At 60.4% G+C, this 24,025-nt stretch carries 25 protein-coding genes and 1 pseudogene; 12 read left to right on the top strand and 14 right to left on the bottom strand.

Annotated features, from left to right (window positions below; genetic code table 11):
- The first annotated feature begins 37 nt into the window (after window positions 1-37).
- The 5 genes from ASD50_RS07420 (at window position 38) to rpsP (ending at window position 4,347) form a co-directional block, all read left to right on the top strand.
- A complete protein-coding gene (locus ASD50_RS07420; RefSeq protein ID WP_056238220.1) occupies window positions 38-637 on the top strand; it encodes a DUF1236 domain-containing protein in 600 nt (199 codons plus the stop codon).
- A 123-nt stretch (window positions 638-760) separates the two neighbouring features.
- The gene (locus ASD50_RS07415; RefSeq protein ID WP_056238217.1) at window positions 761-1,729 is read left to right on the top strand and encodes a CPBP family intramembrane glutamic endopeptidase; all 969 of its coding nucleotides are present in this window, start codon (window positions 761-763) and stop codon (window positions 1,727-1,729) included.
- 263 nt (window positions 1,730-1,992) lie between these two features.
- The gene (gene ffh, locus ASD50_RS07410; protein ID WP_056238215.1) at window positions 1,993-3,573 is read left to right on the top strand and encodes a signal recognition particle protein; all 1,581 of its coding nucleotides are present in this window, start codon (window positions 1,993-1,995) and stop codon (window positions 3,571-3,573) included.
- A 7-nt stretch (window positions 3,574-3,580) separates the two neighbouring features.
- On the top strand, window positions 3,581-3,910 hold the full coding sequence (locus ASD50_RS07405) for a chorismate mutase (RefSeq protein WP_056238211.1): 330 nt from the start codon (window positions 3,581-3,583) through the stop codon (window positions 3,908-3,910).
- Window positions 3,911-3,957: 47 nt separating this feature from the next.
- The gene (gene rpsP / locus ASD50_RS07400; protein WP_056238209.1) at window positions 3,958-4,347 is read left to right on the top strand and encodes a 30S ribosomal protein S16; all 390 of its coding nucleotides are present in this window, start codon (window positions 3,958-3,960) and stop codon (window positions 4,345-4,347) included.
- A gap of 157 nt (window positions 4,348-4,504) precedes the next feature.
- Here rpsP and ASD50_RS07395 read toward each other — a convergent pair.
- The 3 genes and pseudogenes from ASD50_RS07395 to ASD50_RS07385 form a co-directional block, all read right to left on the bottom strand.
- A pseudogene (locus tag ASD50_RS07395) lies at window positions 4,505-4,771 on the bottom strand (glycine zipper domain-containing protein); the annotation flags it as partial.
- A gap of 212 nt (window positions 4,772-4,983) precedes the next feature.
- A complete protein-coding gene (gene phbB / locus ASD50_RS07390; RefSeq protein WP_056238207.1) occupies window positions 4,984-5,709 on the bottom strand; it encodes an acetoacetyl-CoA reductase in 726 nt (241 codons plus the stop codon).
- Window positions 5,710-5,825: 116 nt separating this feature from the next.
- Window positions 5,826-7,013 (bottom strand): acetyl-CoA C-acetyltransferase, encoded by a 1,188-nt coding sequence (locus tag ASD50_RS07385; RefSeq protein ID WP_056238788.1) that lies wholly within the window; start codon window positions 7,011-7,013, stop codon window positions 5,826-5,828.
- 284 nt (window positions 7,014-7,297) lie between these two features.
- On the opposite strand from ASD50_RS07385, the gene phaR reads away from it, so the two are divergent.
- Window positions 7,298-7,906, top strand: a complete 609-nt coding sequence (phaR, locus tag ASD50_RS07380; protein ID WP_056238204.1) for a polyhydroxyalkanoate synthesis repressor PhaR — start codon at window positions 7,298-7,300, stop codon at window positions 7,904-7,906.
- 1 nt (window position 7,907) lies between these two features.
- Here phaR and ASD50_RS07375 read toward each other — a convergent pair whose 3' ends face one another.
- On the bottom strand, window positions 7,908-9,425 hold the full coding sequence (locus ASD50_RS07375) for a malonate--CoA ligase (protein WP_056238203.1): 1,518 nt from the start codon (window positions 9,423-9,425) through the stop codon (window positions 7,908-7,910).
- Between the two features lie 176 nt (window positions 9,426-9,601).
- Here ASD50_RS07375 and ASD50_RS07370 point away from each other — a divergent pair, with 176 nt between their 5' ends.
- On the top strand, window positions 9,602-10,660 hold the full coding sequence (locus ASD50_RS07370) for a dipeptidase (RefSeq protein WP_056238195.1): 1,059 nt from the start codon (window positions 9,602-9,604) through the stop codon (window positions 10,658-10,660).
- 233 nt (window positions 10,661-10,893) lie between these two features.
- Here the strand turns inward: ASD50_RS07370 and ASD50_RS07365 are convergent, their stop codons facing one another.
- The 3 genes from ASD50_RS07365 to ASD50_RS07360 form a co-directional block, all read right to left on the bottom strand.
- On the bottom strand, window positions 10,894-11,586 hold the full coding sequence (locus tag ASD50_RS07365) for a DUF1013 domain-containing protein (RefSeq protein WP_056238193.1): 693 nt from the start codon (window positions 11,584-11,586) through the stop codon (window positions 10,894-10,896).
- 217 nt (window positions 11,587-11,803) lie between these two features.
- A complete protein-coding gene (locus tag ASD50_RS22350) occupies window positions 11,804-11,944 on the bottom strand; it encodes a DUF1127 domain-containing protein (protein WP_082549530.1) in 141 nt (46 codons plus the stop codon).
- Window positions 11,945-12,097: 153 nt separating this feature from the next.
- Complete coding sequence (locus tag ASD50_RS07360; RefSeq protein WP_056238188.1) at window positions 12,098-13,108, bottom strand: NAD(P)H-quinone oxidoreductase; 1,011 nt, start codon at window positions 13,106-13,108, stop codon at window positions 12,098-12,100.
- A 124-nt stretch (window positions 13,109-13,232) separates the two neighbouring features.
- Between ASD50_RS07360 and ASD50_RS07355 the strand changes: the two genes are divergently transcribed.
- The 3 genes from ASD50_RS07355 to ASD50_RS07345 all read left to right on the top strand — a co-directional run bounded on the left by ASD50_RS07355 (window position 13,233) and on the right by ASD50_RS07345 (window position 15,071).
- Window positions 13,233-13,427, top strand: a complete 195-nt coding sequence (locus ASD50_RS07355) for a DUF1192 domain-containing protein (RefSeq protein WP_056238185.1) — start codon at window positions 13,233-13,235, stop codon at window positions 13,425-13,427.
- A gap of 92 nt (window positions 13,428-13,519) precedes the next feature.
- Window positions 13,520-14,767 (top strand): MFS transporter, encoded by a 1,248-nt coding sequence (locus ASD50_RS07350; protein ID WP_056238182.1) that lies wholly within the window; start codon window positions 13,520-13,522, stop codon window positions 14,765-14,767.
- Window positions 14,768-14,798: 31 nt separating this feature from the next.
- On the top strand, window positions 14,799-15,071 hold the full coding sequence (locus ASD50_RS07345; RefSeq protein WP_056238180.1) for an ArsR/SmtB family transcription factor: 273 nt from the start codon (window positions 14,799-14,801) through the stop codon (window positions 15,069-15,071).
- 4 nt (window positions 15,072-15,075) lie between these two features.
- Here ASD50_RS07345 and ASD50_RS07340 read toward each other — a convergent pair whose 3' ends face one another.
- The 3 genes from ASD50_RS07340 to ASD50_RS07330 form a co-directional block, all read right to left on the bottom strand.
- Window positions 15,076-15,483 carry a hypothetical protein gene (locus tag ASD50_RS07340; protein WP_056238177.1) on the bottom strand — a complete coding sequence of 136 codons (408 nt, stop codon included), beginning with the start codon at window positions 15,481-15,483 and terminating at the stop codon, window positions 15,076-15,078.
- Window positions 15,484-15,683: 200 nt separating this feature from the next.
- Entirely contained in the window at window positions 15,684-15,866 is a 183-nt protein-coding gene (gene rpmF / locus ASD50_RS07335) for a 50S ribosomal protein L32 (protein ID WP_056238174.1), read from the bottom strand.
- A 235-nt stretch (window positions 15,867-16,101) separates the two neighbouring features.
- Window positions 16,102-16,812: a transglycosylase domain-containing protein gene (locus ASD50_RS07330; protein ID WP_082549529.1), complete on the bottom strand. Its 711-nt coding sequence runs from the start codon at window positions 16,810-16,812 to the stop codon at window positions 16,102-16,104.
- Between the two features lie 148 nt (window positions 16,813-16,960).
- Here ASD50_RS07330 and ASD50_RS07325 point away from each other — a divergent pair, with 148 nt between their 5' ends.
- Entirely contained in the window at window positions 16,961-17,899 is a 939-nt protein-coding gene (locus ASD50_RS07325) for a polyprenyl synthetase family protein (protein WP_056238168.1), read from the top strand.
- Between the two features lie 125 nt (window positions 17,900-18,024).
- Window positions 18,025-20,361, top strand: a complete 2,337-nt coding sequence (locus ASD50_RS07320) for a response regulator (protein WP_056238166.1) — start codon at window positions 18,025-18,027, stop codon at window positions 20,359-20,361.
- A gap of 3 nt (window positions 20,362-20,364) precedes the next feature.
- Here ASD50_RS07320 and ASD50_RS07315 read toward each other — a convergent pair whose 3' ends face one another.
- The 4 genes from ASD50_RS07315 to ASD50_RS07300 all read right to left on the bottom strand — a co-directional run bounded on the left by ASD50_RS07315 (window position 20,365) and on the right by ASD50_RS07300 (window position 23,754).
- Window positions 20,365-21,105 (bottom strand): class I SAM-dependent methyltransferase, encoded by a 741-nt coding sequence (locus tag ASD50_RS07315; protein ID WP_156464969.1) that lies wholly within the window; start codon window positions 21,103-21,105, stop codon window positions 20,365-20,367.
- 12 nt (window positions 21,106-21,117) lie between these two features.
- Window positions 21,118-21,978 carry a lytic transglycosylase domain-containing protein gene (locus ASD50_RS07310; RefSeq protein WP_082549528.1) on the bottom strand — a complete coding sequence of 287 codons (861 nt, stop codon included), beginning with the start codon at window positions 21,976-21,978 and terminating at the stop codon, window positions 21,118-21,120.
- 3 nt (window positions 21,979-21,981) lie between these two features.
- Complete coding sequence (gene ispG / locus ASD50_RS07305; RefSeq protein ID WP_056238164.1) at window positions 21,982-23,238, bottom strand: flavodoxin-dependent (E)-4-hydroxy-3-methylbut-2-enyl-diphosphate synthase; 1,257 nt, start codon at window positions 23,236-23,238, stop codon at window positions 21,982-21,984.
- A gap of 336 nt (window positions 23,239-23,574) precedes the next feature.
- Window positions 23,575-23,754, bottom strand: coding sequence for a YdcH family protein (locus tag ASD50_RS07300; RefSeq protein ID WP_056238161.1), 180 nt, complete (start codon window positions 23,752-23,754; stop codon window positions 23,575-23,577).
- Window positions 23,755-24,025 lie beyond the last annotated feature (271 nt).

The raw sequence follows: 24,025 nt of genomic DNA, 5'->3' as shown, positions 1-24,025 counted from the left end.
TGGCCCCACTGAGGGACAATTCAAAACGGAGAGAAACATGAAACCGCTCTTGCTGCCGATTGCCGGGGCGCTTGCCCTGTTTTCAGGTGCCGCGCTCGCCGACACCTCGGTTTCCGCAGTGACAGACCTTAACGTGCGCGCAGGTCCCGGTCCTCAATATCCGGTCACGGGCGTGCTCAAGGCCGGACAACCGGCAACACTGACCGGATGCCTCGAAAACTCCAAATGGTGCACGATTGCCGAAGCAGGCGGGCAAGGATGGGTCTATTCCGACTACGTGACCGCCGAATTTGCCGGCTCCCGCGTTATCGTCACCCAAAGACCGGTTGATGCCGGCATTGCAATCGTCCCGCCGCCGGCTGACGTTGGCCAATATCCGTCCACCTATACGGCCGCCATTGTTCCAGGCGAACCTGTCGAAGTGATCGATGCCCCGCCACAAGCCGTGCGCACCTATGTCACCGAGCACTCGATGGAACCAGTCTATCTCGAAGGCGAGGTCGTGACGGGCTCGTCATTGCCGGACGACGTCGTCCTTGGTGAGATTCCCGACTACGACTATCGCTACGTCTACGTGAACGGCCAACCCGCCCTGATCGACCCGGCGACTCGCCGCATCGTCTACGTGGTTCGGTGACCCACGCCCGGTTCAGGGATTCTGGACCGTTTACCCTGTCAACAATTGCGTCGCCCAGGTGAATTCAACTTTGGCGGCGCATGCGCTAGTCATTCCTGACGAGATTGGAACGCAGGGGGACGCGTGCAGATCGATCCGCAGGCTTTCGAGCAGTATCGGCATTCGCCAAACGACAAGACCACGCTTTTACGCCTAATCCTTGGAACCGTGATCGTCGTGATCGCCTGGACGGGCGCAACGCTGATCACCGTTTCGGCCGGTGCCTATTTTCACGCTGTGCAACTGGCCAATTCCGGCGAGGCCGTGAATTCGAATGTCATGACGTCCTTCATGACGTCGCCCGCCGGCATCCTGACCGCCCTGATGTCCTTTGCGGGCATCTGGCTCGGTGTCTGGATTGTCATGCGGTGGATTCACCGGGAACGCATCGCCGCCTTGTTTGGCAACAGCCGCCGCATATCCCGCGACGCATTCATCAAGGGATTTGTCGCGGTCGTCATCACCTCGCTTGTGTCAGAGGTTCTGCTGTATTTGCTGCGTCCGGAAATCGCACGCGGATCGATCTCGATCGGCTCATGGTTGCTCTTTCTGATCCCAATCGGCCTTCTGACCTTCGTGCAGACCTCATCGGAGGAGTTGCTCTTCCGCGGCTACCTGCCGCGCGGCCTCGCCAAGCTGTTCAAAAGCCCGATAATCTGGGGCGCGGTCCCGCTGGTGGTATTTACCTCGCTCCACTGGAGCCCGACGACAGGCCCCGCAATGAACCTTGCAGGGCTCGGCGCCATCGGGGCTTTCGCAATCGTGTTGATGGTCCTTGTCTATGCGACGGGCAATCTCGGCGCGGCCTTTGGCGCCCACCTCGGCAACAACCTTTTCGGATTTTTGCTGATCTCGCATCAGGAAAGCTACAATGCTTTCGCCTTGTTCACTGCGGCTCCGCTGGAAGGGCCGGGATGGGGCTCGACCGACGCGTTGCTGGTTACTGCAATCGGCATCATCGCAAGTGCGCTGACATTGCTCCTGCTCGTGCATCCCCTGTCTTTCCTGCGGGTCGAGGCCGACCTCCCGCACGCAGCCGTACAAGGTAGCTAGCTGGCGCAAGCTTGACTCTGGCGCTATTTTCCTGTCTACACGCCGCAATTCCGCGACAAGTTCACTTTCGCGAAGCTGACCGGGACGCCGTGGCCATATTGGCCTGGAGCTGTAAAATCGATCCCGGAGGCCAACACCCGGCAGCGCTGTGCGCCCCCGGGTGCTTTCTGGTTTTGGGCCATGCCCGACAGCTTTGCTTGGAGGATTGCCGCAAACGCACTACCTCTCGGCCATAATCCGGTTGGCAGGGAAAAGGGAAACGCATGTTTGAATCGCTACAGGAACGCCTGGGTTCGATCCTGAACGGCCTGACCGGCCGTGGCGCGCTGTCCGAGGCCGATGTTTCCGCAGCATTGCGTGAAGTGCGCCGAGCCCTGCTGGAAGCCGACGTCGCGCTGGAAGTCGTGCGTTCCTTCACCGACAAGGTGCGTGAAAAGGCTGTCGGGGCCGAAGTCCTGAAGTCGATCAAGCCCGGCCAGATGGTCGTCAAGATCGTCCACGACGAACTGGTCGAGATGCTCGGCGCCGAAGGCGTGGCCGTCGATCTCAACGCGCCGGCTCCGGTCGTCGTCATGATGGTCGGCCTGCAGGGCTCAGGCAAGACCACCACCTCTGCCAAAATCGCCAAGCGTTTGACAGACCGCCAGAACAAGAAGGTTCTGATGGCCTCGCTCGACACGCGCCGTCCGGCCGCGCAGGAACAGTTGCGCCAGTTGGGCGAACAGGTGAGCGTCGCGACGCTGCCGGTTATCGCCGGTCAGACGCCGGTCGACATTGCCAAGCGCGCCGTGCAGGCCGCCAGGCTCGGCGGCCACGACGTCGTCATCCTCGACACTGCCGGCCGCACCCATATCGACGAGCCGCTGATGGTCGAAATGGCGGACATCAAGAAGGTGTCCGCGCCGCACGAAATCCTGCTCGTCGCGGATTCGCTGACTGGTCAGGACGCAGTCAACCTCGCCAAGAGTTTTGATGAGCGCGTCGGCATCACCGGCCTTGTCCTGACCCGCATGGACGGTGACGGTCGTGGCGGCGCGGCTCTGTCCATGCGCGCCGTTACCGGCAAGCCGATCAAGCTGATCGGTACTGGTGAAAAGATGGACGCGCTCGAGGAATTCTATCCCAAGCGCATCGCCGACCGCATCCTCGGCATGGGCGACATCGTCTCGCTCGTCGAGAAGGCCGCGGAAAACATCGACGCCGAACAGGCGGCTGCGATGGCCAAGAAGATGCAGTCGGGCAAGTTCGACCTCAACGACCTTGCCTCGCAATTGCAGCAGATGTCGAAAATGGGCGGCATGGGCGGCATCATGGGCATGATGCCCGGCATGGGCAAGATGAAGGACCAGATGGCTGCTGCTGGCCTCGACGACAAGATGTTCGGGCGTCAGCTTGCCATCATCTCGTCGATGACCAGGGCCGAGCGCGCCAATCCCGATATTCTGAAGCATTCCCGCAAGAAACGCATTGCCGCCGGTTCGGGAACGGATGCGGCCGAGATCAACAAGCTCTTGAAGATGCATCGTGGCATGGCCGACATGATGAAGGCGATGGGCGGCAAGGGTAAGGGCGGCGGCATGATGCGCGGCCTGATGGGTGGCCTTGCCTCGAAGATGGGCATGGGCGGCCTTGGCGGCATGATGGGAGGCGGCATGCCTGACCTGTCGAAGATGGACCCCAAGCAGCTTGAAGCGCTCAAGAAGCAGGCCGAGGCAGCGGGGCTGGGCAAAGGTCTGCCCGGCGGACTGCCGGGTTTGGGTGGAGGCGGGCTTCCGGGCCTGCCGGGTGGCATGAAGCTTCCGGGTCTTGGCGGCGGACTGCCCGGCCTCGGCAAGAAGAAGTGAGGACGCGATGAACGAAGAACACGATATCGCGGAAGCGAAAAAGACCCTCGCGGACTACCGCGCCTCGATCGACAATATCGACGCGGCGCTCATTCACATGCTGGCCGAACGTTTCCGTTGCACAAAGGCTGTCGGAGTATTGAAGGCGACGCATGGGCTGCCGCCTGCCGATCCGGCGCGCGAGTCCCAGCAGATCGAGCGGCTGCGCCGGCTCGCCAACGATGCCCACCTCGACCCCGATTTCGCGGAAAAATTTCTCAACTTCGTCATCCGTGAGGTTATCCGCCATCACGAAAACATCGCCGCCGCAAATGGCGGCGCGTCCAGATCCGGCTGATAGCCAGCCGTAACCACCACCAAAATCAGAGCTTTTAGGAGAAAAACATGGCACTGAAGATCAGACTGGCCCGCGCAGGCTCGAAGAAGCGTCCTTACTACCACATCGTCGTTGCCGACGTGCGTTCGCCGCGCGATGGCCGCTTCATCGAAGCGATTGGCGCCTGGAACCCGCTGCTGCCCAAGGACGGCGATCGCGTCAAGATCGACGCCGACCGCGTCAAGCACTGGCTGGGCAACGGCGCGCTGCCGACCGACCGCGTTGCCCGCTTCCTGAGCGAAGCCGGCCTTGCTACCCGTGAGGCCCGCAGCAATCCGACCAAGGCGCTTCCGGGCAAGAAGGCGCAGGAACGCGCCGCCCTTTTGAAGAAGGCGCAGGAAGATGCGGCGGCTGCGGTCGCGGCGGCAAGCGCTCCCGCAGAAGCCTCTGCCGAGTAAGCATTTCAAACTGCAAGAAAAGCGGCGCTAGCCTGCCGGCCGGCGCCGCTTTTGCGTGAAATGGTAACTACCGCTATCAGTAGTACGGGTCGTAGCGGTTGTAGTAGCGACGCGGATAGCGACGATCTTCATAGCGACGCGCGTAATATCCGTCATCATAGCTGCGAGGGCACGCCGCTATGTAGACGCGGCCATAGCCATCGCGATACCGGCATCTGTTGGGTTCATTGGCCGAACCAATGAGAGCGCCAGCGACAGCGCCTACCGCTCCGCCGACAAGCGCGCCTTCTGCACGGTTTCCAGGCGAAGCGACCGCGCTACCAATCGCAGCACCGCCCAAGCCGCCAATCGCAGCACCTTGTTCTGTCTGTGAACAGGCGCCGAGCGGTAAAAGCAACGCCATCAACACAACCAACTTCTTCATCGTCTTACCTCTCGCAAGCGGAACACAAATCCTCGCCGCCACGCCCATAACGAACGAAGCCGAGATTCGATCCGACCAAGGCCAATCAAAGGCAAAGATTGGATGAGACGCTGCAATTGGCTCTCATCGGTCCAAACCGGAACCATTTTCTCGGGAGAGGCACACAAAAAAGGCCCGGTCTCCCGGGCCATTCTTGCACACTGCATATCGGATCAGGCGAAATACTGGCCGCCATTGGCTGAAATCGTTGAACCCGTAATGAAGCCAGCTTCCTCAGAGGCCAGGAAAACGACGCAACGCGCGATTTCCTCCGGCTCACCCAAGCGGCCGACAGGAATTTGCGGAATGATGCGCTCGTTGAGCACCTTCTCGTCGATCGCCTTCACCATATCTGTCGCGATATAACCCGGGCAAATCACGTTGACCGTGATTCCAGCGCGCGCGCCTTCCTGCGCCAGAGCTTTCGTGAAGCCGATATCGCCGGCCTTCGAGGCAGAATAATTGACCTGTCCGGCCTGCCCCTTCTGCCCGTTGATCGATGAAATCGTAACGATGCGGCCAAACTTGCGATCGCGCATGCCGCTCCACAGCGGATGCGTCATGTTGAATACGCCGCTGAGGTTGGTGCCTATAACCTCGTTCCATTGCTGGGGCGTCATCTTGTGGAACATAGCGTCCCGGGTGATGCCCGCATTGTTGACCAATACGCTTACCGGCCCGAGGTCGGCCTCGACCTGCTTGATCCCCGCCGCGCAAGCGTCGTAGTCAGCGACCGACCACTTGTAGACGGGAATGCCTGTCTCGGCCTTGAACTTCTGCGCGGCCTCATCGTTGCCGGCATAGTTGGCCGCAACCTGATAGCCGGCATTCTTCAGGCCGATCGATATCGCCGCCCCTATGCCGCGCGAGCCGCCGGTCACGATTGCCACTTTGCTCATTCCAGTCCTCCTTCAATGAATGACAGAGAAGCTAGCGCCGAGAGCAGCGGCAATACAGACTGTTGTCAGGTTCAGTCTTTCATTCTTGCCATAGCCGCCACCCTCACGGCAGCAGCCTAATTCATCGCCTCAACGCACATGGCAACGCCCATGCCGCCACCGATGCACAGCGTGGCGAGGCCCTTCTTCGCGCCACGGCGCTTCATTTCGAACACCAGCGTGTTGAAGATGCGCGCACCGGAGGCGCCGACCGGATGGCCGATGGCAATTGCACCGCCATTGACGTTGACGATTGCCGGATCCCAGCCCATGTCCTTGTTGACGGCGCAGGCCTGCGCGGCGAATGCCTCGTTCGCCTCGACCAGATCGAGATCGCCCACCGACCAGCCGGCCTTCTGCAGCGCCTTGCGCGATGCCGGGATCGGGCCTGTGCCCATGATCTGCGGGTCGACGCCGGCCGTCGCCCACGACACGATGCGCACCAGCGGTGTGATCCCGCGACGCGTGGCCTCCGCCTCGGTCATCAGCACGACTGCCGCCGCGCCATCATTGATGCCGGAAGCGTTGCCCGCCGTCACCGTGCCTTCCTTGTCGAAGGCAGGCTTCAGCTTGGTCATGCCGTCCAACGTCGCGCCGTGGCGGATATACTCGTCCTGATCGACGACAGTGTCGCCCTTGCGGGTCTTGACCGTGAACGGAACGATCTCGTCCTTGAACTTGCCGGCCTTCTGGGCGGCTTCGGCCTTGTTTTGCGATGCGACAGCGAACTTGTCCTGGTCGTCGCGGGTCAACTGCCACTGGCGGGCGACGTTTTCGGCGGTGTTGCCCATGTGGTAGCCGTAGAACGCATCGGTCAGGCCGTCCTTGATCATCGTATCGATAAGCTTCAGATCGCCCATCTTGGTGCCACCGCGCAGATGCTGGGCATGCGGAGCCATCGACATCGATTCCTGCCCGCCGGCAACGATGACCTTGGCATCACCCTGCGCAATTTGCTGCATGCCGATGGCTATGGTGCGCAGGCCGGAGCCGCAAAGCTGGTTGAGCCCCCATGCCGTCGCCTCTTGCGGAATGCCTGCCGCCATTGCCGCCTGGCGCGCCGGATTCTGCCCCTGTCCAGCCGTCAGGATCTGTCCGAGAATGACTTCATCGACCTCCTTGGCGTCGACGCCGGCCCGGCTCAACACCTCCCTGATCGCAGCCGCACCCAGCTCATGCGCCGGCGTATTGGCGAAAGCGCCGTTAAAAGAGCCAACAGGCGTGCGTGCGGCACTGGCGACAACGATGGCGTTGGAAGCGGACATTTTCTTCTCCAGACTCTGCGGAAAATAAGTTCCCGATAAGGTTGTGACGACTTTTGTTGCCCTTTCCAGAACCTGAGTCAAACCGGAAATCGAGGGCTTCGACTTCTTGCCAAGAGCCGGCTCGCTTATGCTGCGCAGCATTTTGCGACGCCGAAAGCAGCATCAATCCTTCCGCACTGCACAAATTGCTTGGAATTCCACTCGGTTTGCGCATATCCTGATGAAAACACTAGATTGTAAGCAGAGGCTTACGAAAAATATCAGGGCTTTGCGGGAGGAAACTGATGGCCGCGAAAGACGAACCGGTGGTGATCAAGAAATACGCCAACCGCCGCCTCTACAACACTGGCACAAGCACTTACGTCACGCTCGAGGACTTGGCCGACATGGTCAAGAAGGGCGAGGAATTCACCGTCCTGGACGCCAAGACGGGCGACGACATCACCCACCCGGTGCTGACCCAGATCATTTTCGAACTCGAAAACAAGGATGGGCAGAACATGTTGCCCATATCCTTCCTTCGCCAGCTCATCGCCTTCTATGGCGACCAGATGCAGATGATCGTTCCTTCCTTTCTTGAGCAGTCGATGCTTGCCTTTTCCAAGGAACAGGAACGTTTTCGCGAACAGATGAAAGGTGCCATCGGCAAATCGCCGATAGACGTGATGAAGATGACGCCGATGAAGGCGCTGGAAGAACAGACGCGCCGCAACATGGAGATGTTCCAGAACGCGATGCGCATGTTCACGCCGTTCCCCACTGCAGGCGCATCTCCCACGCCGGCGCCAGAGCCTGCGCCGGCACGCAAGGAGCCTGCCGAAAAGGGAGACGATCTTCAGGATCTGAAGGAACAGATCGCTGCGATGCAGCGCAAGCTTGATACCTTGTCCTAGGTCATGAACTCATAAAGGTGGTGGCGTAGCGTTCGCGCAGCATCGCTTTCTGCACCTTGCCCATCGTGTTGCGAGGCAATTCGTCAGCGATGAAAATGCGGCGGGGTTGCTTGAAGCGGGCAAGGCTGCCGGCAATGCCGGCAAGCAAGATGGTCTCCTCAAGCCGTACACCGGCTTTGGCAACGACCACCCCGACGACACCCTCGCCGAGATCGGGATGATCGACGCCGATTATCGCCGATTCGAGCACACCGGGCTGCTCGTCGAGCAGAAGCTCGATCTCCTTGGGATAGATGTTGTAGCCACCCGAAATGATGAGGTCCTTGGCACGGCCGACGATGGTGACGTAGCCGTCGGCATCCTTTGTCGCCAGGTCGCCGGAAATGAAATAGCCATCCGGCCGGAATTCCTGCGCCGTCTTTTCAGGCATGCGCCAATAGCCTTTGAAGACGTTGCGCCCCTTGATCTCGATCACGCCGATTTCACCTGCTGGGACCTCCGCACCGGATTCGGGATCGCAGATGCGCACGCTGATACCGGGCAGAGGCAAGCCGACAGTACCGGCGCGGCGTTCGCCCTCGTAAGGGTTCGAGATGTTCATGTTGGTCTCGGTCATGCCGTAGCGCTCGAGGATGCGATGGCCCGTGCGCGCCTCGAAATCCCGATGGGTCTCGGCAAGCAAAGGTGCAGACCCGGATATGAACAGGCGCATGTGGCGGGTCAAATCGCGGTCGAGACGAGCGTCTGACAGAAGCCGCGTGTAAAAAGTCGGCACGCCCATCATGGTGGTGGCTTGCGGCATCCAGGCGACAAGGTCGTCGAGGTCAAGGCCCGGCAGGAAAACCATCGACGCGCCGGCAAGCAGGATGGTGTTGGTGGCGACAAACAGGCCGTGCGTGTGAAAGATCGGCAACGCGTGCAGCAACACGTCGCTGGACGTAAACCGCCACGCCTTTGCAAGCGCCTCGGCATTGGACAGCAGGTTGTCGTGGGTAAGCATGGCCCCCTTCGAGCGGCCTGTTGTTCCCGATGTGTAGAGGAATGCAGCGAGATCGTGCGGTCCGCGCGGAGCCGGCGAGAGAATTTGCGGCATGCCTTCGGCAAGCTCGGCGAAGCTGCCGGACCCGTCCGCATTCAATGTCAGCAGTAGAGCGCCGGCCTTGTTGGCAACCGGCTTCAGCGCTTCGGCACTCGATCCGTCGCATATGAGCAGTTTTGCCTCGGCATCGGTCACGAAGTACTCGACCTCTGCAGGCGTATAGGCTGTATTGAGCGGCAGGAAGATCGCGCCAGAGCCAAGGCACGCGGCATAAACAGCCAGGGCCTCAGGCGATTTCTTCACCTGAACGGCGACGCGATCCCCGGAGCCGATGCCAAGTTTTGTCATCGCATTGGCGAACCGCGCGGCTATGCGCAAGAACGCGTCGTAAGTGATCGTTCTACCATCCTTCAGGGTCAGGAAAGTCTTCTCTCTGCCTTGGTGGGGCAGCAAAAGCGCATCATAAAGGGTATTGGTCATCCGCCTCTTCCACGACAAATTCTGACGCCCTTGGCTGCCTCACCTATGTGCAGCCACAACAGCAAACGGCATGCTGGTATTTGCGGTGAACACTGGTCTTGCCTAAACAGGACGTTCCACAGGACCGACAATAGCGATTCCCGGCGCCCGCATTCAATCATTCCAAATGGTGTCCCATGACAGACCAAACCCTTGTCCCGGTTTTCGACGGCCATAACGATACGCTGCTCAAGCTTTACGTCACGCAGGATGCCGGCAAGGAAAAGCTGTTTATCGACGGCAGCCCGGCCGATTGGCACATCGATTTGCCTCGAGCGAGAAAAGGCGGCTTTGCGGGCGGCATGTTTGCCATCTTCCCGCCACCGGTCGAGAAGCCGAAAAAGCATGCGGCAAGTTCCGGCGCGAACGAACCGATGGCCCCCCAACTTTCCATGGAGGAGGCCAGGGCATCCACCCTTGGCATGGCGTCCATCCTGTTCCGGCTGGAGCGTGCCGGCGCGTTGTCCGTTTGCCGCAGTGCGGCCGATATACGGACAGCCATGGCAAAAGGCTCGCTTGCCGCCGTCTTCCATATCGAGGGAGCCGAAGCGATCGACACCGATCTTGCCATGCTCGATGTACTCCATGCTGCCGGCCTGCGCTCTCTCGGCATCGTCTGGAGCCGTCCCAACGCTTTCGGCCATGGCGTACCCTTCCGCTTTCCGTCCTCCCCGGACATTGGCCCCGGCTTGACCGATGCCGGCAAAGCGCTGGTCAGGGCCTGCAACGATCTCAAGGTGATGATCGACCTGTCTCACCTCAACGAAAAGGGCTTTCGCGACGTGGCGGGCATAAGCGATGCACCGCTGGTTGCCACCCATTCCAACGCCCATTCCATATGTCCGCACGCACGCAATCTGACCGACTGGCAGCTCGGCGCTATACGGGAAACGAAAGGCATGGTCGGGCTGAACTACGCCACCGGTTTTTTGCGCGAGGATGGCCGGATGAATGCCGATACAGGGCTCGATGTCATGGTTCGCCATGTCGATGCGCTCCTGGAAGCGCTCGGAGAGGACGGGGTCGGGTTGGGCTCCGATTTTGACGGCGCCATGATCCCCGCCCCAATCGGCGACGTCGCCGGATTGCCGAAGCTGATCGCGGCATTCGAGCAGCATGGCTACGGGCGCGAGCTGATCGAGAAAATTGCCTGGAAAAATTGGGTCAACGTGATCGAACGCACGCTCGGAGCCTAATGCATGTCTCCCGAAAGTGGGAACCGGTTTCCGGATAAAGACATGCATAAAATCAAGGAGCTAAAGCGTGTTAAGCGAATCTGAAAGATCGCAAAACGCTTTAGGAGCATTTCCAGCAAAAGTGTGAAACGGTTTTGCGCCCGGAAATGCGGCTAAAATAAAGGGATAGAGCGCATTTCTGATCGAGGTGCCGATCCGGCCCGCAAAAGCGGGTCGGCGGGCGCGCCATCAGATCATTCGTCGTCCTGATCCTGATCGCTCGACTTCAACGCCGAGAGCTTGGCGAACACGGCATTGGCGTCGAGTTCTGCGTCCTCGTCCTTCGGCTTTTCGACTTCCGGCGTCAGCCGCTCGGTCAAGGATGCCGGCAACAGAGTATCACCCACCGGCTGTGCCTGTTCGCGACCGCGCGAGGCGCGCTGCACTTCGATATCGAGATCGATCTGCGACGTCAGGCCGAGTGTCACCGGGTCCATCGGCACAAGGTTGGCGGCATTCCAGTGCTTGCGCTCGCGGATCTGCTCGATGGTCGACTTGGTAGTGCCGACTAGGCGCGATATCTGGGCGTCCTTCAGTTCCGGATGGTTGCGAACCAGCCACAAAATGGCATTGGGCCGGTCCTGACGCTTGGAAAGCGGTGTATAGCGCGGACCCTTTCTCTTGGATTCCGGCACCCTCACCTTTGGCTCGGACAGCTTGAGGCGATGGTTCTGGTCCTTTTCGGCGCGCGCGATCTCTTCGCGCGTCAACTGGCCGGTCATCACAGGATCCATGCCCTTGATGCCCTGCGCCGACTCGCCGTCGGCGATCGCCTTGACCTCGAGCGGATGCAACCCGCAGAACTGCGCGATCTGGTCGAATGACAGCGCCGTGTTGTCGACCAGCCAGACTGCGGTCGCCTTCGGCATCAGAAGCGTATTTGCCATCGAAAAAACCCTTCTCGTTCGCCCGCGTTCCCGCGCGGGCGGTGGTTTCTAGAGCCACCAAAATGGGAAAATCGAGGCCTGTATAACCGGGTTCGCCGTTCGGGGCAAGAATTTCCGGCCATCTAAAACAAAACCCGCCGGACGGGGTCCAGCGGGCTCGGAACCGGAGGCGCGATGGTTGCGCCAGGCGTCGGTTCTGCTTTCAATCCAACGTCGCTTAGAGAGCGGCGCGGGCAACCTTGGCGATGTCGGCGCGATTGATGCCGAGATCGTTGAGTTCGCGGGTGTTGAGACGGTTCAGCTCACGGACGGTTTCCGAGTAGCGGCGCCAGTTTTTGTAAGAGCGGATCAGGTTCATGTTTGCCTCCAGCAAGTTCGGTTGAATTCGATGACGCTCAGATAGGCTTTCTCGCGCGAACATTGAACAGACGCTTTTGCATAGCGGGAATGCGCTTGCTGCATTGCAACATGAACGACTGGTAAAAGACTCGAAAACTTCCCTCGAAGCGCCTTAGCCGACGTCGAGCACGATCTTGCCGATGAGGTCTCCTTCTTCCATTCGCTCGTGTGCCCGCCAGGCTTCCTTGAGCGGAAAGATCATATCCATCACCGGCGCGATCTTGCGCGCGGCAAGCAGCGGCCAGACCTGCACCTCGAGCGCGGCCGCCACCGCGCCTTTGAACTCGATGCTGCGCGGCCGCAGCGTCGAGCCCGTATGGACCAGTCGCTTGACCATAAGCTTGGAAAAGTCGGCGCTGGCCACCGCTCCCGCCTGCGTGGCGATCTGGACAATGCGTCCCTCGACGGCCGCTGCCGAATAATTCCTGCCGACATAGTCGCCGCCGACCATGTCTAGGATGACATTCGCGCCCTTGCCATCGGTCGCGTCCTTGACCGCCTGCACGAAATCCTCCTCGCGATAGTTCACCGCGCGGCTGGCGCCGAGCTTGAGGCAGGTATCGCATTTCTCCGGCGAGCCGGCGGTTGCGATGACGCGCGCGCCGAAAGCCGAGGCAAGCTGGATCGCCGCCGTACCGATACCCGACGACCCGCCATGCACCAGCAGCGTCTCGCCAGCTTTCAGTGCGCCGCGCTCGAACACATTGTGCCACACGGTGAAGTAGGTTTCGGGAACCGCGGCTGCTTCCGTATAGGTGAAGCCGGCCGGCACCGGCAGCGCATGGCTTGCGTGAACCACCGCATATTCCGCATAGCCCCCACCCGGCGTCAGCGCACAGACCTGGTCGCCGATGCGCCAGCGCAGGGCGCCTTCGCCAAGCGCCGCAACCTCACCCGCCACTTCCAGCCCTGGCAGGTCGGATGCGCCGGGCGGTGCCGGGTAGGCCCCCTTGCGCTGCAATATATCGGGTCGATTTACGCCGGCGGCGTGGACCCTGATCAGTATCTCTCCCGGCCCTGGCTGGGGAACATCGCGCTTTTCCGCTTTCAGCACCAGCGGACCGCCCGGCTCCGAAATGGCAACTGCCGTCATCTTCTCGGGAATCTTTTGTCCCTTCGCCATTGTCCCGTCTCCTCTTTGCGGCACGTGCCGACTGTTTGCATCGCAGCCCCTGCCCTATGTATGCTGACTGACGAGTCAGGCAAACCGCCTGATGCAGGCTACCAACTGTTTATCGGGGAGCGACATGGCGATCTTCGACGACGAGCCCAGGAGAAAGCCCCAGCCGCATGAGATCGGCCAGGATCTGGCTCTGCTCTCGGTGGGAGAACTTGAGGAACGCATAGGTATCCTGCGTGCCGAGATCGAGCGCATCGAGGCCGAGTTGCAAGCCAAGGGTTCGACCAAATCCGCAGCGGAAGCGCTTTTCCGACGAGGTTAGGTCGCAGACAGCAGCATATGCCCCTGAAAAGCCTGAAACAAACTGTTCCAGGCAATTTCCGCCAGCTTCGATTCCTCCGCCGGACAGTGTAGATGTTTGCAGCTTACAGACCTATCCTGTCTCTCTTGCGCGGCACCGCCTTTTTGCTGGCTGCATCCGGTCTGCATGGCCTGTTGTTGCCGCTTCGGGGCCAGATGGAAGGGTTTTCAACCGCTTCGCTCGGCCTGATGGGAACCGCCTGGGCGACCGGCTTTGTCGCCGGCTGCTATTTCGCTCCACGCATCGTTCGCCGTGCCGGCCATGTGCGGGCCTTCGGCACGTTTGCGGCCTCGGGCGCCATCATCGCCCTGCTCACGGGGCTCATCATCGACGAATATGCCTGGATAGCGCTGCGTGCATTTACCGGCTTCGTCATGGCCGGCGCGTTCATGATCATCGAAAGCTGGCTGAACGAAAAGGCCACCAACGAGAACCGTGGCACCGTCTTCGGCCTTTACATGATGGTCACCTATGCTTCCATCATGGGCGGCCAGATGATCGTCGCCGCCGGGGACGTGCAGTCCGCCTCGCTGTTCATGATCACCGGCATCTTCTTTTGCCTGTCGCTTATTCCCACCGCAGTCTCCACCCAATCCACACCGCAACCGCTGCAGGACGTGAAACTCGACCTGAAAGGTCTCTACGCCAACTCGCCTGTCGCAGCGATCGCCTGCCTCTTGATCGGCATCGCCAACGGGGCCTGGGGCACGCTTGGCGCCGTCTACGGCGCGCGTGTCGGCATCTCGACGGCGCAGATCGCGCTGATGATGAGCCTCGTCGTCGTCGCCGGGGCGGTCATGCAGCTTCCCGCAGGCAGGCTCTCGGACCGGACCGACCGGCGCTACGTGCTGGCTGGGGCGGCATTCGGCGCGGCATTGTTCGGCTTGATCGTCTTTTTGGTGCAACCGCGCTCCGGCCTGTTCGTACTGCCGGCCACGGCGGCTTACGGTGCCTTCGCCTACACGCTTTATTCGATCGCGGTCGCCCACGCCAACGACCACGCCAGAGCAGAGGATTTCGTCAAGGTTTCGGGCGGGCTGCTGCTGCTCTATGGCTTCGGCACCATCATCGGCCCGCTGGTCGCAGCCGCACTGATGGAATGGATGCGTCCGGAAAGCCTGTTTCTTGCAACCGCGCTCGCGCACATCTGCCTAGCCGGCTACACCATGCTGCGCATCAAGCGCCGCGCGCCGGTTCCTATTGAAGACCGTGATGCTTTCAAGACCTTGCCCGTGGAACGCTCGATAACACCGGAATCGCTGCGGCTCGATCCGCGGACAAAAAATGAAACCGATGGTTGAGATTTAGACAACTTTACAGCACAACTAGGCCATGATGCTGATCGATGCGTTCACGGCCATCGCCGATCCAAACCGGCGACATCTTCTCGAAGAGCTTCGGCGGGGGCCGAAAACCGTTAACGAGCTGGCAGCCGGCCTGCCGGTCTCGCGTCCGGCCGTTTCCCAACATCTCAAGGTCCTGCTTGATGCCGGCCTGGTCAGCGCAAGGGCAGACGGCACGCGCCGCGTCTACACGGTAACCAATTCAGGCTTCCTCAAGCTGAACATCTGGCTGGATCAGTTCTGGGACGCACAGCCGTCCTGATCTGTCAGTTCAGGTTAACGTCCCGCCCTGCTGCGCGGATCGACACCGAGAACCCGGCCAGAACGTCGATCAGCGTAATGATTATCAGCGTGAAGAACACGGAGTGCGCCGCGCCTTTGACCAGCAGGAACTCCACCAGGAAAGCGACGAATACAAAAGTCGATAAAAGGTGATCAATCACCGAGGCGTTGCTGGTGCGGGTCGATTTGAGGATTTCGATAAAGAAGAAGATCAGCCCGATCACGACCATCAGGTCGCCCAGTGTCATCGAAAAGACCCCACCCGACATCATGCCGATGGAGAGTATCTCCGAGGCCCAGGGATCGCCATTGATGCCGGAGCCGAAAAATCCGGCAAGGCCCAGATTGTAGATAATGAAGGGCACAATCAGCAGCGGAAGGCTGGCCAGCATGACATCTCTCCGGGCAGGGCAGTAGGTCAACTTCAATGCGGCTGGTGTGAGCACCACACCGCCTGTAGTTGTAGAATAGAGGCCACCTTGCCCGTCAAGTCCCGGAAGGTGCACATTCGGATTTTTGGCGTGGCGCAGATCCGAAAAGCAAAAGACCGCCCGAAGGCGGCCTCAATGCACTGCAAGGGCTGAAGCTGAGCTCAGCCTTCCTTGGGCGTCAGCACCTGACGGCCGCGATACATACCGGTCTTCAGATCGATATGGTGCGGACGGCGCATTTCGCCGGAATTCTTGTCCTCGACATAGGTCGGTGCCTTGAGCGCATCGGCCGCACGGCGCATGCCGCGCTTCGAGGGAGAGGTTTTTCGTTTCGGTACGGCCATGGATATGCTCCACTTAACTGTTCAAAAGCCCGCATTGCCCTCGTGAAAGGGCCGTGTGCGGGCCGAATTCTAGAAGAAAGTGGCGTGCCTATACACGGCCCACGGCACTTTGACCAGCACTATGGCGAGATTTTTTGCGCCGGCGGCTTTGACTTTCACGAGATTGAAGGCTTGCCGCCGAAACGCGACAGGAAAACTCGCTATCGCTCATGATCTCGGCCACGTCGAGGTCGCCTTAGTCGAGGCAGCCGACATAGCCTCCGGCTCTTGCAGCCCTGCGCTCGATGATGCTTGCCAGTTGCCGCAACCCACGGCCAGGCTTGCCGGGATTGCGCACGGCGGGATTGGGCAAGGTTACAGCCAAAAGGGCGGCTTGCCGGCGTGAAAGCTTGCTGGCGGAAATGCCGAAATGATGCCGCGCCGCAGCCTCCACGCCATAGATGCCCGGCCCCCACTCGGCAATGTTGAGATAGATTTCCATGATCCGCCGTTTCGGCACGACGAGGTCGAAATAGACCGCCAGGGGCAGCTCGACCACCTTGCGCAAAGTGGTGAACGGCCGCTGCCAAAGATAGAGGTTCTTGACCGTCTGCATGGTGATGGTCGAGGCGCCCCGCGTTGCCTCGCCGGCCATTGCATCGCTCACCACTCCCTTCAATTCACCCAGATCGACACCGTAGTGCGAGCAGAACTGGCCATCTTCCGACATGATGACCGAGTGGGCGAGGACCGGGGCGACATCATCGATGCTGACCCATTGCCGGTCGTAGCCGGAGAATGTCGCGAGATCCTTCAACATGAATGTTGAAACCGGATGCACGAAGGACGGCAGATACAGAAAGGTCAAAACCACGGGAACGAGCGCGAGTACAGCCGCACCTTTCGCGACGGCGCGGAGCCAGCCTTTGCGCAGGACGGTCAGACCGCCCCTTTTCGCTCGCGACATGAGATGTCCCTCGGTTCCATGAACCAATCCCTCAGTCTCTTGCTCGATGATCGGTTCCGACACCTGGCTTGCCCCTGCCAATCACCTTTCGGCATAACGGCGCCAGACTGCTTGCGCAATGTCTGAGTGTCGGCTACCGCTCGCCGCCATGAGTACAGATGCCGAAATTGCCTTTGAAACCCGGCTATCCGAGCAAGCAAGCGCCGTTGAAGCAAAGTTGCGGCGTCTTCTCGACGACCGTCCGCTTTCGGGCGAGATTGCAAGGCCCGAGCGGCTGCTGGCGGCCATGCGTCACGGCGTTCTTAACGGTGGCAAGCGGTTGCGCCCGTTCCTCGTCATGGAAAGCGCGGCGCTGTTTGCCCCGGATGCTGAAACCGATGTAGCGCTTGAGGTGGCTGCAGCCCTGGAATGCATCCACTGCTACTCCCTCATTCATGACGATTTGCCGGCGATGGACGACGATGATTTGCGGCGCGGTCAGCCGACCGTTCACAAAGCCTATGATGAAGCGACGGCCATTCTCGCGGGCGACAGCCTGCTCACGCTTGCCTTCGACATCCTTGCCAATGAACCTCAAGGCAGAAGCAAAACGCCGTCGACCGCAGTTACGCGCCTTGCCCTCGTCAAGGGTCTGGCGCGTGCAGCAGGTCTAGGCGGCATGACGGGCGGCCAGATGCTCGACCTTGCGGCGGAACACGCCTCACCCGATGAGGCCGGCATCATCCGCCTGCAAGCGATGAAAACCGGCGCCCTGATCCGCTTTGCCTGCGAGGCCGGCGCGATCCTCGCCAACGCGCCTCCGTCGGACCGGGAGCGGTTGGCCGAATTCGGATCGGCCATAGGGCTGGCCTTCCAACTCGCCGACGACCTGCTCGACATGACGGCGGATGCCAGCCAGATCGGCAAGGCTACCGGAAAGGATGCCGCCGCCGGCAAGGCGACGCTGACGGCACTTCACGGCGCCGACTGGGCACGCCGGCAACTGAACGGCCTGGTCGAGCAGGCGCACTCCTTGCTTGAGCCCTATGGCGAGCAGGCGGCCATGCTGAAAGCCGCCGCGACATTTGTTGCCAATCGCACCAGATAGGCACGACCTGGAGCGTCTCATGGCTGGATGAAACGCTCTAAAGGTCGGCTATACCAACGAATTCTTAATGTTAATGCAGTGTGATCCCCATCGTTACAATTGCGCGTATGTGTTGGGGGTTACGCATGCCGGAGTATATGTCCTTCTTCCGGTCGATTCGGATTCGTTACCTGTCCGGCCTGCTGATTCTCGCACTGTCCGTCGGCGGCGTTATCGCCACGCTGAACTACGCCAATTCATATCGCCATCAGGTCGATACGCTGAGCGCTCAGTTCGTCGCCTTTTCACGCGATCTCAACAATGCCGCGAGCTTCGCCGAGACGGCGGTCACGGCATGGCGTCCCGACACACGCGACGAGCTCGCCACCGCCGCTTACGGCCATGCGCAGAAACTGACGCAAGGCATGGAGGCGCTTACCGGCGAAGTCGCCGGCATCATGCCGCGCCTGACAACCCGAACCGTAGACGAGTTGAAGTCGGCCTCGATCAACGGATATCTGTTGTGGTCGGCGCGCGACATGGTGCGCAACCTCAACCTGATGTCCGAAGCAAAGTCGATCGACGACTGGAGCTATCGGGAAATCCGCAACCAGAACGACTTGTTCGCGCAGCCGATGCTGGTGCGCGCGCGCGCTGCCGTCGACAGCGAGCGCCGGCTTGCCGATGCGCGTGCCGACCGCCTGCTTTTGTGGGGAACCTTTCTGCTTGCCGCGGCCCTGGCTGCCGTCGCCTTCTGGATTTTCCGCCCGATGGAAAAGGCGATACGTCGTGCCTTTGCCCAAACCTCGGCTTCGCTGTTCAAGGCCGAGGCAGCCGACCGTGCGAAGTCCGAATTCCTGGCCAATATGAGCCACGAAATCCGTACTCCGATGAACGGCGTGCTCGGCATGGCCGAACTTCTGGCCAAGACCGATCTTACGCCGCGCCAGAAGACGTTCACCGATGTGATCGTCAAATCCGGCAATGCGTTGCTGACCATCATCAACGACATCCTCGACTTTTCGAAGATCAACGCGGGCCAGTTGACGCTCGATCCGGCACCGTTCCGGTTGACAGAAGCCGTCGAGGACGTCGCCACGCTGGTTTCGGCCAGGGTCGCCGAAAAGAACCTGGAACTGATCGTGCGCGTCGATCCGCGCCTGCCGGCCTTCGTCGTCGGCGATGCCGGCCGTTTCCGCCAGATCGTCACCAACCTGCTCGGCAACGCCATCAAGTTCACCGAAAAAGGTCATGTCCTGATCGACGTTTCGGGGGAAGTTGCGAACGGCATCGTCCAGATAAAGGTCAGCGTCGAAGATACGGGCATCGGGATTCCGGCCGACAAGCTGCAAAGCGTGTTCGAGAAATTCGCACAGGTGGATTCATCTTCGACCCGCCGCCATGAAGGTACCGGCCTCGGCCTTGCCATCGGGGCGCGGCTTGTCGATCTGATGGGCGGCAAGATCGGCGTGGAGAGCGAGATCGGACGCGGGTCGATCTTCTGGTTCACCGTGCCGCTGCCGGTACATGAGGCTCAACCGCGCGACGAAATCATCCCCGGCGACGTCACCGGCGCGCGCGTACTGGTCATCGACGACAACCCCGTCAATCGCGAAATCCTGCTGGAACAGCTCAAGAGCTGGCGTTTCGATTGCGCCGCAGCGGAGAGCGGGGCGGTCGGTCTCGCCTTCCTCGATCGCGCCTTCCAGCTCGGCGCTTCCGTCGACTGCATCATCCTCGACTACCAGATGCCCGGCATGAGCGGCGCCGACGTCGCCAAGGCCATCGCGGCGGACAGCCGGCTTGCGGGCATTCCGGTCGTACTTCTGACGTCGGTCGATCAGGTCGACTTCGGCAAGCTGGTCATTGATTTCGGCATCGCCGCTCACCTCACCAAGCCGGCACGCTCGGCGATCCTGCTGGGCACCGTCATCTCCGTCATCCAAAAGGCGCGCACACAGGTAGGTACGGCGCAATTCGTGCGTGAACCCGCATCGGCCCCGCAACCGGTACGCCCGGCCCCGGCGATCCTTCGCCACCCTGCGTCGGCGACGACTACCGCACCAGAGGCGACGACTACCACCAACACCTCGATCGATATCCTCATCGCCGAGGATAATGAGGTAAATCAGCTGGTTTTCGGCCAGATTCTCAACGGATTGGGCCTTAGCTACCGTATCGCAGGCAACGGCCGCACGGCGGTCGAAATGCACCGTGCCTTGAAGCCGAAGCTGATCCTGATGGACGTTTCGATGCCGGAAATGAACGGTTACGAGGCGACACGGGCCATCCGCGCCTATGAAGCAGGCAAGGGCGAGCATATTCCGATCATCGGCGTCACCGCTCATGCTTTGAAGGGCGACCGCGACAAGTGCCTCGATTCAGGTATGGACGACTACCTGCCGAAGCCAATCTCGCCCGATCGCCTAGGCACTAAGATCGGCAGTTGGCTGAGCGAAACGGTGGCCGCCAGAACTGCCTGAAAATCACGCTAGACGGCCAACGGGAATGATTTCGGGAGATAAAGGTCGGTAGGGAGCGCCCTTCCAGTCTCCCAGCAATTCATCCACCGCAAGTCCGGCCTCCTCAAGCATGGCGGAAATTTCGGCCTGCCCAACAAACACGATCTTCGAAGACGCTTCGAATATCTCTCCAGTAGCGACCTTCCGGTAAAATGTCGCGTATGTCGCGACACAGGTAGCCGGATCGAAAACGACATCGTTCCAAGCCAGAATTTCACCGTGTGTGGGGTGATGGAGCGGGCGTTGCGATTGACCCGGGGTCCATTCCCGCCATTCTTCCATTACCGGGTTGCGCATATCGAAAATAAACCGGCCCCCACGGTCAAGGTGGTACTCGATCGTGTTCAACACAGCCCGTTGGTCATCTCTGGTGAGAAACACCTGGAAGGCATGCCCGGTCAAAAGCACGAGATCGAACTTCCGATCCAGGCGCACGGTTCTCGCGTCTGCTTCGATCCATCTCACTCGATTGCCATTCGGCCGAGTTCGGGCGATGGCAAGCATGGCTCCTGCCGGATCGACCCCATAAACAGAACGGCCTTCGGCCAAAGCAGTCGCTAACTGGCCGGTGCCGCAACCCAGATCAAGCACAGAACCGGCACCTTCGGCGAACTGCAGGCAGTATTCAAAGTCCAAGCCACCAACATTCTCCAGGTCGTAGAACTGGACAAGGTCGGGGTCGCAGTAAAGCGGATCGTCGATCATGAGGCCCCCGGCTTAGCGGTTCTTGACCACGACACAGGCACCGCCAACACGGTTCAGGTCCCGGCAAATGGCATTGGCCTCGCCCCTGCTCTCCGCACCGATACGCACGGCATAGATGCCCCGCCTGCCCAGCGGCGACCGGACCCGGCTAACGACGGGATCGTGCAAGCCAAGCACGGCGGGGAACCGCGCCTTCAGGCGTTGCCATTGCCGGCTCGCCGCACTGCGCTGGAAGGTACCGGCAACCTGTACGCCCCAGGGTTTCACGTGCACGCTGGCCATTGCCACTGTCGTCGACATGATTACCGGCAGCCTGCGGCAGGCAACCGCGAAATTCTGCGTCTTGTCCAGCGGTGCAATCGAGCCGGCGTGTGCCTCGTTGGTGAAGTTGTCGACCGGTTCGCCCATGATGTCGAGCACATAGTCCTCGGTTTCCAATGGCAGGAAACCACCCGATTGCAGCCAGCGCGACACGCGATTTTCACCGGCATTGTAGGCCGCAGCCGCAAGACCGAGATTGCCGAAACCTGTCTTCAGTTCGCCAAGATATCGGGCCGATGCGGGTATGGCCTGCTCGATATCGAAGGAATCCGTAAGGCCGCGCATCTTGGCCGTCCCCGGCATGAACTGCGCGATGCCTTCTGCACCTACAGGGCTGATGGCATTTGGGTCGAAGCGGCTTTCCTTCCAGATCAGGCGAGCGAAAAACTCCTTGGGTAAACCGGCGCGCTCTGCGTGAACTTCGATCAGTTCACAGACGCGACTGACAAGCCGCTCCTTGGCCGGCTTCGGTGGATCGGCCTCCGCCGATCCGCCAGCAGCAAGCAGAACGATTGGGATTGCAATGAGCCGAGCCGCTTGCCGCGCCCGCATCGGCTACTCCGCAGCCTTGGCCCTGCTGCCGTGGCCGAAGCGCTGTTCGATGTAGTCGGCAACCATCTTCTCGAAGTCGGAAGCGATGTTCGGTCCGCGCAGGGTTGCAGCCTTCCTGCCGTCGATAAATACCGGCGCGGTCGGCATCTCGCCCGTCCCAGGCAAGGAAATGCCGATATCGGCATGCTTGGATTCGCCGGGGCCGTTGACGATACAGCCCATCACTGCAACCTTAAGCTGTTCGACGCCCGGATATTTGGTTCGCCACACGGGCATGTTCTTGCGCAAATCGTCCTGGATCGACTGCGCCAGTTCCTGAAACACGGTGGATGTCGTGCGCCCACAACCCGGGCACGCCGCCACAATCGGCACGAACTGGCGAAAACCCATCGTTTGCAGAAGCTCCTGCGCAACCTGCACTTCACGAGTGCGGTCGCCGCCCGGTTCCGGCGTCAGCGAAATGCGGATGGTGTCGCCGATACCCTGCTGGAGCAATATGCCCATCGCCGCCGAAGAGGCGACAATGCCCTTGGAGCCCATCCCGGCCTCAGTAAGGCCTAGATGCAACGCATGGTTGGAGCGCGTCGCAAGTTCAGCGTAGACGGCGATCAGATCCTGCACGCCGCTGACTTTGGCGGAGAGAATGATCTTGTCGCGACCGAGCCCGATCTCTTCGGCAAGTTCGGCCGACAGGATCGCCGATTGCACGATTGCTTCGCGCGTCACTTCTTGCGCGGTAAGTCGTGAGCCGTTCGACTGGTTCTCGTCCATCAGCCTGGTTAGAAGCTCCTGGTCGAGCGAGCCCCAGTTGACGCCGATGCGCACCGGCTTGTCATGACGGATCGCCATCTCGACGATGGCCGCAAACTGCTTGTCCTTCTTGTCCTTGAAGCCGACATTGCCGGGGTTGATGCGATACTTCGCCAACGCCTCGGCACAGGCCGGATGATCCGCAAGCAACTTGTGGCCGATATAATGGAAGTCACCCACCAGAGGCACATGCACGCCAAGCCGGGCCAGCCGATCACGGATAAACGGAACTGCAGCGGCACTCTCGTCCCGATCGACGGTAATGCGAACAATTTCTGAGCCGGCGCGGTGTAGCGCAGCTACCTGCGCAACGGTCTGGTCGATATCCGCGGTATCGGTGTTTGTCATCGACTGGACGACGACAGGCGCAGTCCCGCCGACCATGACGCCGCCGACATCAACGCCGACCGACACGCGGCGTTCGAATGGTGAGGAATAGTACCCGGTCATGCCCGGTCGCCTCTAGAATTTTTCCGAGACGTCGCGCATCCGGCTGGATACGTCTGGGCGCCCCACTGCATCAAACGCGCACACCATAGCCCAAGAAATGTGAAATCATTCTGGCAGGTGCGCAAAGTCATCGCATGAGGTGGAGGAGAGCGTTCGACTTGTCAATGCGGCGATTGCATCCGGGCAACGCAGACTTTTGATCGGCGAGCCACATTAGCGGCACCGTGCGCAAAGCAGCAGTGTAAAACCGCTAACACCAAAAACACTGCTTCCCGGCGGCTTGCAGCCGCCGAGACAATGGGACCACTCTTGCGTGGTTATATATCAGACGTAATTTTAATGGGTGGTGGGTTGGCCCTTCAACTTCTCAATCTCGTCCTTGATAGCCAGCTTGCGTCGCTTGAGGGCGGCTATTTCAAGATCGTCGACCGACGGATGCAGCATGGCATTGTCAATCTCGCGCTCGATGTCGCCGTGTTTCCTCTGCAATTCGTCAAGATGGGACGCAAGAGACATGATTGGTTCTCCCTTTCATGGTTTCCTCGACTGCCGCCGCCGCAATGTCCACCGCAGGCTCACACTGTGACGGCACGATGACAGTCTGCCATCAACTGTAGCGGATGTCGAATGAACTAGTGCACCGGATTTCAAATTTGTCGCATCAGGATCAAGAGCTGTGAACGAATTTCAGTTTCGACATACGAGCGTCGCATTCCACCACAGGCTGAAATGTGATAACTGCATGGCGTCAGTGGCTGCGAGCCATTGTTTTCGCCCATCAGGGTTC

The organism is Mesorhizobium sp. Root552 (assembly GCF_001427285.1).
Classification (GTDB): Bacteria; Pseudomonadota; Alphaproteobacteria; order Rhizobiales; family Rhizobiaceae; genus Mesorhizobium.
The sequence above is the reverse complement of the archived record's forward strand: the minus strand, read 5'-3'. Positions and strand labels throughout refer to the sequence as shown.

Coding starts and splice junctions, on each gene's coding strand:
- ASD50_RS07420 (WP_056238220.1), top strand. CDS start 38: ATGAAACCGCTCTTGCTGCCGATTGCCGGGGCGCTTGCCCTGTTTTCA.
- ffh (WP_056238215.1), top strand. CDS start 1,993: ATGTTTGAATCGCTACAGGAACGCCTGGGTTCGATCCTGAACGGCCTG.
- ASD50_RS07405 (WP_056238211.1), top strand. CDS start 3,581: ATGAACGAAGAACACGATATCGCGGAAGCGAAAAAGACCCTCGCGGAC.
- rpsP (WP_056238209.1), top strand. CDS start 3,958: ATGGCACTGAAGATCAGACTGGCCCGCGCAGGCTCGAAGAAGCGTCCT.
- phbB (WP_056238207.1), bottom strand. CDS start 5,709: ATGAGCAAAGTGGCAATCGTGACCGGCGGCTCGCGCGGCATAGGGGCG.
- ASD50_RS07385 (WP_056238788.1), bottom strand. CDS start 7,013: ATGTCCGCTTCCAACGCCATCGTTGTCGCCAGTGCCGCACGCACGCCT.
- phaR (WP_056238204.1), top strand. CDS start 7,298: ATGGCCGCGAAAGACGAACCGGTGGTGATCAAGAAATACGCCAACCGC.
- ASD50_RS07375 (WP_056238203.1), bottom strand. CDS start 9,425: ATGACCAATACCCTTTATGATGCGCTTTTGCTGCCCCACCAAGGCAGA.
- ASD50_RS07370 (WP_056238195.1), top strand. CDS start 9,602: ATGACAGACCAAACCCTTGTCCCGGTTTTCGACGGCCATAACGATACG.
- ASD50_RS07365 (WP_056238193.1), bottom strand. CDS start 11,586: ATGGCAAATACGCTTCTGATGCCGAAGGCGACCGCAGTCTGGCTGGTC.
- ASD50_RS22350 (WP_082549530.1), bottom strand. CDS start 11,944: ATGAACCTGATCCGCTCTTACAAAAACTGGCGCCGCTACTCGGAAACC.
- ASD50_RS07360 (WP_056238188.1), bottom strand. CDS start 13,108: ATGGCGAAGGGACAAAAGATTCCCGAGAAGATGACGGCAGTTGCCATT.
- ASD50_RS07355 (WP_056238185.1), top strand. CDS start 13,233: ATGGCGATCTTCGACGACGAGCCCAGGAGAAAGCCCCAGCCGCATGAG.
- ASD50_RS07350 (WP_056238182.1), top strand. CDS start 13,520: ATGTTTGCAGCTTACAGACCTATCCTGTCTCTCTTGCGCGGCACCGCC.
- ASD50_RS07345 (WP_056238180.1), top strand. CDS start 14,799: ATGATGCTGATCGATGCGTTCACGGCCATCGCCGATCCAAACCGGCGA.
- ASD50_RS07340 (WP_056238177.1), bottom strand. CDS start 15,483: ATGCTGGCCAGCCTTCCGCTGCTGATTGTGCCCTTCATTATCTACAAT.
- rpmF (WP_056238174.1), bottom strand. CDS start 15,866: ATGGCCGTACCGAAACGAAAAACCTCTCCCTCGAAGCGCGGCATGCGC.
- ASD50_RS07330 (WP_082549529.1), bottom strand. CDS start 16,812: ATGTCGCGAGCGAAAAGGGGCGGTCTGACCGTCCTGCGCAAAGGCTGG.
- ASD50_RS07325 (WP_056238168.1), top strand. CDS start 16,961: ATGAGTACAGATGCCGAAATTGCCTTTGAAACCCGGCTATCCGAGCAA.
- ASD50_RS07320 (WP_056238166.1), top strand. CDS start 18,025: ATGCCGGAGTATATGTCCTTCTTCCGGTCGATTCGGATTCGTTACCTG.
- ASD50_RS07315 (WP_156464969.1), bottom strand. CDS start 21,105: ATGATCGACGATCCGCTTTACTGCGACCCCGACCTTGTCCAGTTCTAC.
- ASD50_RS07310 (WP_082549528.1), bottom strand. CDS start 21,978: ATGCGGGCGCGGCAAGCGGCTCGGCTCATTGCAATCCCAATCGTTCTG.
- ispG (WP_056238164.1), bottom strand. CDS start 23,238: ATGACCGGGTACTATTCCTCACCATTCGAACGCCGCGTGTCGGTCGGC.
- ASD50_RS07300 (WP_056238161.1), bottom strand. CDS start 23,754: ATGTCTCTTGCGTCCCATCTTGACGAATTGCAGAGGAAACACGGCGAC.